This is a genomic window from Neisseria sp. HMSC055H02 (genome assembly GCF_001813335.1).
Taxonomy (GTDB): domain Bacteria; phylum Pseudomonadota; class Gammaproteobacteria; order Burkholderiales; family Neisseriaceae; genus Neisseria; species Neisseria sicca_C.
This window is the reverse complement of sequence record NZ_KV812126.1, coordinates 1-9,121: the sequence shown is the minus strand read 5'-3', so window position 1 is coordinate 9,121 and position 9,121 is coordinate 1. Positions and strand designations below refer to the sequence as shown.

At 51.0% G+C, this 9,121-nt stretch carries 10 protein-coding genes; 6 read left to right on the top strand and 4 right to left on the bottom strand.

The genetic code is table 11. The features are described from left to right. Positions 1 to 592 precede the first annotated feature (592 nt). Complete coding sequence (locus tag HMPREF2907_RS10615; protein WP_070682659.1) at positions 593 to 1,129, top strand: C40 family peptidase; 537 nt, start codon at positions 593 to 595, stop codon at positions 1,127 to 1,129. 191 nt (positions 1,130 to 1,320) lie between these two features. Here the strand turns inward: HMPREF2907_RS10615 and HMPREF2907_RS10610 are convergent, their stop codons facing one another. From HMPREF2907_RS10610 to HMPREF2907_RS10595, 4 genes are all read right to left on the bottom strand, one after another. Continuing rightward, complete coding sequence (locus HMPREF2907_RS10610) at positions 1,321 to 1,857, bottom strand: porin family protein (protein WP_070682658.1); 537 nt, start codon at positions 1,855 to 1,857, stop codon at positions 1,321 to 1,323. 569 nt (positions 1,858 to 2,426) lie between these two features. Then, positions 2,427 to 2,876: a DUF4149 domain-containing protein gene (locus HMPREF2907_RS10605; protein ID WP_070682657.1), complete on the bottom strand. Its 450-nt coding sequence runs from the start codon at positions 2,874 to 2,876 to the stop codon at positions 2,427 to 2,429. A 389-nt stretch (positions 2,877 to 3,265) separates the two neighbouring features. Continuing rightward, the gene (locus tag HMPREF2907_RS10600; RefSeq protein ID WP_070682656.1) at positions 3,266 to 4,498 is read right to left on the bottom strand and encodes a PilT/PilU family type 4a pilus ATPase; all 1,233 of its coding nucleotides are present in this window, start codon (positions 4,496 to 4,498) and stop codon (positions 3,266 to 3,268) included. A 169-nt stretch (positions 4,499 to 4,667) separates the two neighbouring features. Continuing rightward, positions 4,668 to 5,714 (bottom strand): type IV pilus twitching motility protein PilT, encoded by a 1,047-nt coding sequence (locus HMPREF2907_RS10595; protein WP_003767088.1) that lies wholly within the window; start codon positions 5,712 to 5,714, stop codon positions 4,668 to 4,670. Between the two features lie 179 nt (positions 5,715 to 5,893). Between HMPREF2907_RS10595 and HMPREF2907_RS10590 the strand changes: the two genes are divergently transcribed. From HMPREF2907_RS10590 to dksA, 5 genes are all read left to right on the top strand, one after another. Continuing rightward, entirely contained in the window at positions 5,894 to 6,601 is a 708-nt protein-coding gene (locus HMPREF2907_RS10590) for a YggS family pyridoxal phosphate-dependent enzyme (protein WP_070682655.1), read from the top strand. 53 nt (positions 6,602 to 6,654) lie between these two features. Further along, positions 6,655 to 6,993, top strand: coding sequence for an RNA-binding protein (locus HMPREF2907_RS10585; RefSeq protein ID WP_083310732.1), 339 nt, complete (start codon positions 6,655 to 6,657; stop codon positions 6,991 to 6,993). A 90-nt stretch (positions 6,994 to 7,083) separates the two neighbouring features. Further along, entirely contained in the window at positions 7,084 to 7,881 is a 798-nt protein-coding gene (gene proC / locus HMPREF2907_RS10580; protein WP_070682654.1) for a pyrroline-5-carboxylate reductase, read from the top strand. 2 nt (positions 7,882 to 7,883) lie between these two features. Continuing rightward, a complete protein-coding gene (locus HMPREF2907_RS10575; protein WP_070682653.1) occupies positions 7,884 to 8,438 on the top strand; it encodes a YggT family protein in 555 nt (184 codons plus the stop codon). A gap of 193 nt (positions 8,439 to 8,631) precedes the next feature. Then, complete coding sequence (dksA, locus tag HMPREF2907_RS10570; protein ID WP_003744416.1) at positions 8,632 to 9,048, top strand: RNA polymerase-binding protein DksA; 417 nt, start codon at positions 8,632 to 8,634, stop codon at positions 9,046 to 9,048. The last annotated feature ends 73 nt before the right edge of the window (positions 9,049 to 9,121 follow it).

Sequence of the window (9,121 nt, the reverse complement as noted above, 5' to 3'; positions counted from 1 at the left end):
CCGTTGCAGCCACCCGTAGCGTGGGTTTTATCCACGAGATAAATAACAGACACGGTTTCCGGATTCGGGTTGTCAGATAGTGGATTTCGAGGGCAAAGCCCACGCTACGGGTTCAGTTATCCCAAACCAGTTTTGATTGAATAAACGAGGTCGTCTGAAAACGAGCATGAACAAGTTTTTCTAAACTAAAATCTCAAAATTTTCAGACGACCTTAATTTTAACCTGCAGCCTGCCCCCTCGCCCGTCTGGCGGGAGAGGGCTGGGCAGCGGGTGGATCTTACGGCTACACAAATCCGATTTTACCTAAACCCACAAACCCACAAACCCACCCCCATCCTAACCTTTCCCCGCCAGACGGGGGAAGGGATAAGTTACCGTTACAACCATCCGTAGCGTGGATTCTACCCACGAGATAAATAACAGGTATAACGGATTTAGATTTGCAGACGGCAAGTTCGCAGGCAAAGCTCACGTACTTGAGTTTTCCCAAACCAACTTTCATTTCATAAATGGTCGTCTGAAGACCAAAATTCAGGTTTCAGACGACCTTAAAAAGACTACAATCAGTGTTACTCATAAAGGTTAACCATCATGAAACACATATTTCAAACTATCCTGACCGCCGCCTTAATCCCTCTTCTTGCCTCATGCGGCTTCTCAACAGGCAAACACCGTCCGACGGCCAACACCCACGCTTCTGCCCGAAAAGTCCAACCCGTCCGCATCAGCAATATCGACCACACACAAGGTTCGCAAGAGCTGATGCTGCACAGCATGGGTCTTATCGGTACGCCGTACAAATGGGGCGGCAGCACTACTTCTACCGGTTTTGATTGCAGCGGCATGATTCAATTTGTCTATAAAAACGCCCTCGGTGTCAGCCTGCCGCGCACCGCCCGCGATATGGCGGCGGGCAGCCGTAAAATCCCCGACAGCCGCCTTAAGGCAGGCGATCTCGTTTTCTTCAACACAGGCGGCGCGAACAAATATTCGCACGTCGGCCTATACATCGGCAACGGTGAATTCATCCATGCGCCAAGCAGCGGCAAAACCATTAAAACCGAAAAACTTTCCAGCCCGTTTTACGCGAAGAATTATTTGGGCGCGCATACCTTCTTTACCGACTGAAAAACAGCAAATCAGCAATCGGTATAACGATCCGTTTGGTTTTTGATACAGTATCTATTGTCATCATTCCTGCACACGAATGATGAACTGAGCAGTCGGCTGTATCGTCTATCCAAATCAGAAATGCTGATAAAAAAGGTCGTCTGAAACCAAAATTTGGGTTTCAGACGACCTTTGTCTGTTTAAAAAGATTATTTGAAGCGGTAGCCGACAGTAGCCATGTAGCTGTTGTTGTGGACTTTCAAATCGTCTTTTTTATAACGGGTCTGCTCCCATTCGGCGCCGACTTCGACATTCGGTGCAATGGCGTATTTCGCGCCAACGCCGTAGCCGAGGCCATTCATATTCGTGTGTTTTGCGTCCAAATTATTGAAGCGGCCGTAGTGGTAGCCTACTTTACCGTAAGCCATCACATCGTCGGTCAGGCGGTAGCCTTGGACGTAGGAAACGTTGGCATCGACTTTTTGTTTTACATTGCCCGCGATTTTGCGGTGCAGCGGTTTGACACCGGCTTCAACGCCGCCAATCCAGTTGCTTTGTCCGAATTGTGTGTTGTAGCTGCCGCGTACGGCGACGTCGCCTTTGGTTTTTTCGTTCAGATTGACATTGCGCACATCACTTTTGGTTGCGCCCGCGCCGACTTCCAAGCCTGCGCCGGTAAAAGAACCGTCAGCGAAAGTGATGGCGGAAGCGGTAGCCAATAAAACAGTCAGTAAGGTTTTTTTCATAATAATGCTCCTTCACGGATAAACAGGAAGCTTGTTTCTGCTTCCGACGCATCCAGTATCGGATGCTTGCGGATGAGCCGCAACCGCCTTTGCCGAGGCGTTACCCATTTTCGCAAGTACTTAACGTTTGTAATTTGTTGGAACTGCTGAATTTGTGTCGTCTGAAAAATCAGATGCGTGATTTTTAATTTGCGTAAAGTACGATGAAAAGTATCAAGATTTATGAACGTTTTTGAGTGAAGATGGAGCAATCGGTTACGACTTCGGGTTATATAAAAATGATGGTAGGTTGAAAGTCGGTTTACATTGGTTAGTGTGGCTTTATTGCCATAAGGGAGAGAAAGGTCGTCTGAAAATTTTGTTTTGAGTTTTCAGACGACCTTTGTTATGTCGGGCTTGAATGGTTTCTCTGATTTCTTGATACGAAGGATAAATCATGGAGTAACCCGCCGCCGAAGAAATGAAAAAATTCTGATGAAGAAACCCGAGCTATTAAAGAACAAGGCAAGGGTTTTTCAAAAGGAAATGCGACCATATGGATAGCTAATTGTTTTCGAACATATGGATAGCTAATTGTTTTCGAATTTCAAATAACGCCACAGCAAACCTAAGCCCAAGACGCTGCATACCAGATAAATGATGCTGGAAATGCCGTGCCACATACCGAAAGAGCCGCCCAATAACGAAAGCAGCCAGTTTTCCGTGCCCGCCTTGTGTGCTGCGATAACAGGGCTTATCAGGAATTGGTTGGATGCGGTCAGTATCAGAAGGAGAATAATGAATTTCGGCGCGACTTTGCCGTTGGCGGAAAACGAATGGTTTCGGTTGCTTCGAACCACCAGCCAAGCCATTATCCAAGCGAGTAGACCGAAATAATTGTTGATTGAAAACAGCACGCCGGCGATATTGCCTGCTTCCTGCTTGCCAAGCCGTTCAAATAAAATCGGGGCAGCAACATAGCCCGCCATTACCTGCATACCCAGCCACAGTCTGGTCAGCAATGCGCACAATCGGTTCATCATTTTGTCCTGAAATTCAAATCTGCCGCATACTAACATAGTTTTCAGACGACCTGAGGCTCACGCCGCCTTACGCCAAATCCGATCCGTTCTGCGGATGCGGATAAATGCAAACCCAGCGAGCGTAAAAGCAAATCATCCCTATAACTAAAAGAAGGGAAACAACAGCATCCGGTTTGCTGGACGAAATGATCAAAGGTCTTGAGGAAATATAGTGGGTTAACTTTAAACCGGTACGGCGTTGCCTCGCCTTGCCGTACCGTACTATCTGTACTGTCTGCGGCTTCGTCGCCTTGTCCTGTTTAAATTTAATCCACTATAACAAAGGTCGTCTGAAAACTTGGTTCTTGGGTTTTCAGACGACCTTTGTCTTACCTGAAATCGGGTGTTTACGAAATCAGGTTCAAATCGCTGATGCGGTCGTAGAGGCGGTCGGGGTCGTTGCCTTCTTCGTGTATTTGGATGCGCAGGCGCAGGTCGTTGGTGGAAACGGCTTGGCGCAGGGCTTCGTCGTATTCGATTTGACCTTGGATGTAGAGTTCGAACAGGTGTTGGTCGAAGGTCTGCATGCCGTCTGTGCCGGAGCGCATCATGAGTTCGCGGATTTCCATGAGTTCGCCTTTGAAAATCAAATCCTGCATGGCGGGCGTGTTGAGCAGCAGGTCGACGACGGCGGTACGCTGGCTGCGGTTTTTCTTGATGGCGAGGCGCTGGCCGATGATGCCGGTCAGGTTGAGTGCCAAATCCATGAGGACCTGTTTGCGTCGGTCTTCTTGGTAGAAGTTGATGATACGCTCGATGGTTTGGGCAGCGGTGTTGGCGTGGATGGTGAAGACGCACAAGTGGCCGGTTTGGGCAAGCTGGAGGGCGTATTCCATACTGGCTTCGCTGCGCACCTCGCCGATACAGACGACGTCGGGCGCTTGACGCATCGCGCTTTGAACGGCGATTTTCCAGTCGTTGGTGTCGATGCCGACTTCGCGCTGGGTGAAGATACTGCGGCGGGGTTTGTAGATGAATTCGATCGGGTCTTCGATGGTGACGATGTGGCCGGGCATTTTGTGGTTGCGGTAGTCGAGCATGGATGCCATGGTGGTCGATTTACCGGAACCGGTCGGACCGGCAAGGATCAGCAGGCCGCGCGGGGAAAGGGAGAGGTCTTTGAGTTTGGCGGGCAGGCCGAGGCTCTCCATTTCGGGGATTTCTTGGTTGATGCGGCGCAAGACCATGCCGACGCGGCCTTGTTCGTGGTAGGCGTTGACACGGTAACGGGTGTTGCTGCGGGATTGGACGGAGTAGTTGAGTTCCCATTCGCGGTTGAAGGTCTCAAGCTGCTCGGGGTTCATGGTGGATTCGACGATGGCGGCTGTGTCTTCGCCGGTCAGGGCTTTGTGCGGGACGGGGGTCAGGGTGCCACTGACTTTGACGGCAGGCGGGAAACCTGCGCTGATGAAGATGTCGGATGCGCCGCGTTTTTCTGCTTCAACGCACATACGGTCGAGCAGGGGATGGAGGTGTGTGCCGATTTCGGCGGGGGTGGGGATATGCGGCGGTTGGTTTTTTTGCGAGTAGGCTTGCACCATTTCGCTGAGTAAGTCGTGTAAAGGAGTTGTTTCGCTCATTTTGTGTACTCTTTATCAGTAAGTGAATATTGAGACCGGCGGCGGTTTGTTTGTTATTGGGTGTTGTCCTGCCTTGCGGAGGTCGTCTGAAAACGGGAAACGGGCTTCCTCGTTGTGTAAACTGCGTTTTCAGACGACCTGGTTTGTTCCCGATAATGGAATGTGTTTATCAGACGATGGTCATGCTGTCGCTGTTTTGCGCTTTGCTGCGGGCTACGTCGGGGCTGATGGTACCTTGGCGGACGAGGGTTTGCAGCGCTTGGTCTAGGGTTTGCATGCCGTGTGATTGACCGGTTTGCAGCGCGGAGTTGATTTGGGCGATTTTGTTTTCGCGGATCAGGTTGCGCACTGCGGGGGTGGAAATGAGGATTTCGTGTGCAGCGACACGGCCGTTGCCGTCGCGGGTTTTCAGCAGGGTTTGCGAAATAACCGCGCGCAGGGATTCGGACAGCATCGAACGTACCATTTCTTTTTCGCCGGCAGGGAATACGTCGACGATACGGTCCACGGTTTTGGCGGCGCCGGTGGTGTGCAGCGTACCGAATACCAAGTGGCCGGTTTCGGCGGCAGTCAGCGCGAGGCCGATGGTTTCGGGGTCGCGCATCTCGCCCACGAGGATCACGTCGGGGTCTTCACGCAATGCGGAACGCAGGGCGTTGGCGAAGCTGTGGGTGTGTTGGTGCAGCTCGCGCTGGTTGACGAGGGCTTTTTTACTTTGGTGGACGAACTCGATCGGGTCTTCGATGGTGAGGATGTGTGCGGGTTGGGTTTCGTTGATGTAGTTGATCATTGCCGCCAGCGTGGTGGATTTACCGGAACCGGTCGGGCCGGTTACCAATACCAAGCCGCGCGGGTTGTCGGCGATTTTTTGGAAAATACGCGGTGCGCGCAGGTCTTCCAGTGTCAATACGTCGCTCGGAATGGTACGGAAGACGGCGGCAGGGCCGCGGTTGGAGGTAAATGCGTTGACACGGAAACGGGCGACGTTGGGCAGCTCGAAGGAGAAGTCCACTTCCAAATCTTGTTGGAACAGTTTGCGCTGGTGGTCGTTCATGACCGAAGTAACCATGTTGCCGACTTCTTCGGCGGACATTTCGGGCAGGTTGATGCGGCGGATGTCGCCGTGAACGCGGATCATGGGGGACATTCCGGCGCTTAAGTGAAGGTCGGAAGCTTTGTTTTTGACGCCGAAAGCGAGTAAGTCGGTAATCTGCATAATGTGGCCTTGTTTTAGTTTAGAATAATGAGGCGGAACCCGATTTAAAATGCGGACGCGGAATGCCGGGCATTTCCCTGTTCAGGTTCCGATAAATTGTATTATTTTAAATACATAAACCGTTCAGACCAAGTAAAATTTTCAAAATCGCTGTAATTGATGTAATAAAGGAAGAAATCATGTCGGTATTGCAACAAAATTATGCGGAGGTGTGCCGCCGCATTGCCGAAGCCGAGCAAAAGGCGGGCAGGCAGGCGGGCGAAGTGGGTCTGATTGCCGTCAGCAAAACCTTCCCTTCAGACGACATCCGCGAGGTATATGCCGCAGGGCAGCGTGATTTTGGCGAAAACTATATTCAGGAGTGGTACGAAAAAACGGAAACGCTCGCGGATTTGCCCGACATTGTTTGGCACGTCATCGGCGATGTGCAGTCGAACAAGACCAAATTTGTCGCCGAACGCGCGCATTGGGTGCATACGATAGGTCGTCTGAAAACCGCCCGCCGCCTGAGCGAACAGCGTCCGCCCGAAATGCCGCCTTTGCAGGTGTGCATCGAAGTCAATATCGCGGGCGAGGAGGCGAAACACGGCGTTGCGCCCGATGAAGCGGTCGTGCTGGGGGTAGAAGTAGCGAAGTTGCCGAATGTGGTTGTGCGCGGGTTGATGTGTGTCGCCAAAGCTGACAGCGATGATGAAGCATTGCGTGTTCAGTTCCAAACCATGCAGCAACTGCTCGCCGACCTGAACGCGGCGGGTGTCCACGCGGATGTATTGTCGATGGGGATGTCCGGAGACATGTCTGTGGCAGTCGCATGCGGCGCAACGCATGTGCGCATTGGCAGCGCGATTTTCGGCAGACGGGAACCAAAAGGGAAAGACAGTCAATAAAACAGATTATCTCGGTTGTTTTGCTTGGTTTGTCCTTAACGGGTTGTCGGTTGATGGGCTGGTATCCATGTGAGTCCTTATCGGGCTGGTGTAAGCCCAAAAAGCCGGCAGCAATAGATTTTTGGGAAATTAAAGGCGAGCCGCCGCCTTCTATCGAGGATTTCCGCGGAACACGTTTGGCAGACGGGAGTTATTCTGTTGACGATAATGCTTACCGTACCGCAGCTAATGATTATTTCATGAGGAAAATCAAAAAGTTTGAAGCTTGCGGACTGGATTGGCACACCCGCGATAAACGCCCTTTGGCGGAAACTTTCAAACAAGAAGGATTGGATTGTTTGGAAAAACAGGGTTTATACCGAACATCGTTGCCCGAAAGCGTCCGTTGGTAAAAAGGTCGTCTGAAATTTTTCCGGTTGGGTGGAAACGGCATTTCAGACGACCTCAGCAAATGTATCTCATTTAAAAAATTAAGGAAATTTATGAACATCTACTTTTTAGGCGGCGGCAATATGGCAGCTGCCATTGCGGGCGGATTGGTCAAGCAGGGCGGATACCGCATCCACATCGCCAACCGCGGCGCGGAAAAACGCGAGCGTTTGGCAAAGGAATTGAATGTCGAAGTTTCCGAATCCCTGCCCGAACTGCTTTCAGACGACGTTTTGATTCTTGCCGTCAAGCCGCAGGATATGGAAGCCGCGTGCCGCAACGTTCGTGTCAACGGCGCATTGGTGCTATCCGTCGCTGCCGGTTTGTCTATTGATACCCTCAGCCGCTACCTTGGCGGAACGCGCCGCATCGTCCGTACCATGCCCAATACGCCGGGAAAAATCGGTTTGGGCGTATCCGGCATGTTTGCCGAAGCCGAAGTATCCGAAGCCGACCGTGCCGCCGCCGACCGGATTATGCGTTCCGTCGGTTTAACCGTTTGGTTGGACGAAGAAGAGAAGTTGCACAATATTACCGGTATTAGCGGCAGCGGACCCGCCTACGTCTTTTACTTGCTCGGCGCGCTCCAAGCCGCCGCTCAGGCGCAAGGGTTCGACGAAGAAGATGCACGCGCCCTCAGTCTCGCCACGTTCAAAGGCGCAGTCGCCTTGGCAGAGCAAAGCGGCGAAGACTTCGCGCGATTGCAGCAAAACGTTACTTCCAAAGGCGGAACCACCCACGAAGCCATCGAAACGTTCAAATCATGCCGCGTCGCCGAAGCTGTTGCCCAAGGCGTGGAAGCCTGCGTCAAGCGTTCGCAGGAAATGGCACAACAATATAAGGTCGTCTGAAAATGCGCGGAGATTTATTGATATTGCTTGCCGACGGCATCGTTATCCTGTGTTTGGCACGCCTCTTCCTGCAGGCGGCGGGATTGAGTGAAAATCATGCATTATTGGCGTTCAGCAAGCGATCAACCGATTGGCTGGTCAACCCGCTGCATAAAATTCTGCCGGTTAAAAAATACGACCCCGCCTGCCTGTTGTCAGGACTGTTGTTATATTACATCGTATTTACCTTCATCACTTTAGTGGCGCAGCCTACCGCATTCAGCGTCAAAATCATCATCGCCAATTTTATACTGGCAGTATTGAATACAATTAAATCAGCAGCTTATGTATTGTTGATAGGGTTGTTTATCCGTATGGCGCTCAGTATTAAAGATCCTTATTCCCAGCTTTCCGTCGCGTTGGAACGGATATATCGCCCCATACTTTCTCCCGTGCAGTTTTTAAAGTACGGACGCCACGATTTTTCAGGTAGTATATTGGCATTATTACTGTGGATTTGGTTAAGCAGTCTATCGCCTCAAATTACCCGTCAAATCAACTTGTGGCTACTGCAATAAACAGCGAGTTCATTAAGAATTTGCAGTATGACGTAAGCAAAATGCAAAAAAGTGAAAATCAAAACCACGGCTGTGAAAACATGGTATCATGCCGCCATTTCCAAACGGGCTTGAGAAAAGAAGTCCTAAGAAATCAATAAAATAAACCACTTGAGTAGCATTTCGTTTCCCGCAATAGATTGAAAGAAAAATTATGGCAAAGCTGACAGAACAAGACATTTTGAATTGGGACGGCCCGGAAGAAGACTACATGAATAGCGATCAGTTGGCATTCTTCCGCGAACTGCTGGTAAAAATGCAAGACGAACTGATTGAAAACGCATCTGCCACCACCGGCCACCTGCAAGAACACGAATCGGCTCCCGATCCTGCCGACCGCGCCACTCAAGAAGAAGAGTACGCGCTGGAATTGCGCACCCGCGACCGCGAGCGCAAACTTCTGGGCAAAGTACAAGCAACCATCCGCAGCATCGACGAAGGCGAGTACGGCTTCTGCGCAGATACCGGCGAGCCCATCGGCCTCAAACGCCTCCTTGCCCGCCCGACTGCGACACTTTCCGTAGAAGCACAAGAACGCCGCGAACGTATGAAAAAACAGTTTGCCGACTAAGTATAATGAAATCGGCTAATTGAATTAGACAGTAAGAAAATGAAAAGGTCGTCTGAAAGGGATTTCAGGCGAC

Excerpts from the sequence above, each read along its gene's own strand:
- HMPREF2907_RS10615 (WP_070682659.1), top strand. The coding sequence starts at position 593 with ATGAAACACATATTTCAAACTATCCTGACCGCCGCCTTAATCCCTCTT.
- HMPREF2907_RS10610 (WP_070682658.1), bottom strand. The coding sequence starts at position 1,857 with ATGAAAAAAACCTTACTGACTGTTTTATTGGCTACCGCTTCCGCCATC.
- HMPREF2907_RS10605 (WP_070682657.1), bottom strand. The coding sequence starts at position 2,876 with ATGAACCGATTGTGCGCATTGCTGACCAGACTGTGGCTGGGTATGCAG.
- HMPREF2907_RS10600 (WP_070682656.1), bottom strand. The coding sequence starts at position 4,498 with ATGAGCGAAACAACTCCTTTACACGACTTACTCAGCGAAATGGTGCAA.
- HMPREF2907_RS10595 (WP_003767088.1), bottom strand. The coding sequence starts at position 5,714 with ATGCAGATTACCGACTTACTCGCTTTCGGCGTCAAAAACAAAGCTTCC.
- HMPREF2907_RS10590 (WP_070682655.1), top strand. The coding sequence starts at position 5,894 with ATGTCGGTATTGCAACAAAATTATGCGGAGGTGTGCCGCCGCATTGCC.
- HMPREF2907_RS10585 (WP_083310732.1), top strand. The coding sequence starts at position 6,655 with ATGGGCTGGTATCCATGTGAGTCCTTATCGGGCTGGTGTAAGCCCAAA.
- proC (WP_070682654.1), top strand. The coding sequence starts at position 7,084 with ATGAACATCTACTTTTTAGGCGGCGGCAATATGGCAGCTGCCATTGCG.
- HMPREF2907_RS10575 (WP_070682653.1), top strand. The coding sequence starts at position 7,884 with ATGCGCGGAGATTTATTGATATTGCTTGCCGACGGCATCGTTATCCTG.
- dksA (WP_003744416.1), top strand. The coding sequence starts at position 8,632 with ATGGCAAAGCTGACAGAACAAGACATTTTGAATTGGGACGGCCCGGAA.